This is a genomic window from Streptomyces lothianensis (genome assembly GCF_047779955.1).
Taxonomy (GTDB): domain Bacteria; phylum Actinomycetota; class Actinomycetes; order Streptomycetales; family Streptomycetaceae; genus Streptomyces.
This window is the reverse complement of the sequence record NZ_JBLMKT010000128.1, coordinates 1-731: the sequence shown is the minus strand read 5'-3', so window position 1 is coordinate 731 and position 731 is coordinate 1. Positions and strand designations below refer to the sequence as shown.

Here is a 731-nt window from a genome sequence, read left to right as displayed (position 1 = left end):
TCCTGGCGAAGGAGATCCACGAGCACCATGCCTGCACCACGTAAGTACCCGGACGAACTCCGGGAGCGCGCGATCCGTGAGGTCCGCAGCACCGGCCGCCCGATCGCGCACGTCGCGAAGGATCTGGGCATCCACAAGGAGGCCCTGCGAGGCTGGGTCCGCCAGGCCGAGGCCGACCGGGGTGAACGCGACGACCGGCTGACCTCCGCCGATCAGGACGAACTCAGGCAACTTCGCAAAGAGAATGCCGAGTTGCGGCGGGCGAACGAGATCCTCAAGGCCGCGTCGGTGTTTTTTGCCCAGGAGATCGACCGTCCCCGGACGAGGCCGAGCAGGTGATCGACCACCTGCGTGACAGAGGTCTCGGGGTCGATCCCGTCTGCCGGGTGCTTCAGCTGTCGCCATCGACGTACTTCGCCCGCAAGAAGCGGCCGAAGTCGGCCCGCCGGCTCCGCGACGAGCAGTTGATGCCGCTCATCGAAGAGGTTCACGCGGAGTCGGGCGGCACCTATGGCGCCCGCCGGATCACCCGCGCGCTTCGGCGCAAAGGCGTCGTCGTGGCCCGCTGCACGGTCGAGCGGCTGATGGCCGAGCTGGGCCTGGAGGGCGTCATCCGTGGCCGGCGCCGCCGCACCACGGTTCCGGAGCCGTCGGCGCCGCGTCCACCTGACCTGGTCGACCGCGACTTCACCGCCTCCCGGCCCGATCAGCTGTGGGTCGCGGACATGACC

Annotated in this window: 2 protein-coding genes; both read left to right on the top strand. The window is 69.4% G+C overall.

Annotated features, from left to right (window positions below):
• The first annotated feature begins 27 nt into the window (after nt 1-27).
• Nucleotides 28-339 carry a transposase gene (locus ACLF6P_RS29905; RefSeq protein WP_415954553.1) on the top strand — a complete coding sequence of 104 codons (312 nt, stop codon included), beginning with the start codon at nt 28-30 and terminating at the stop codon, nt 337-339.
• Nucleotides 336-731 (top strand): IS3 family transposase (locus ACLF6P_RS29900; RefSeq protein WP_415954552.1); only part of this gene is annotated, 396 nt, incomplete at its 3' end. The genes ACLF6P_RS29905 and ACLF6P_RS29900, both read left to right, overlap by 4 nt.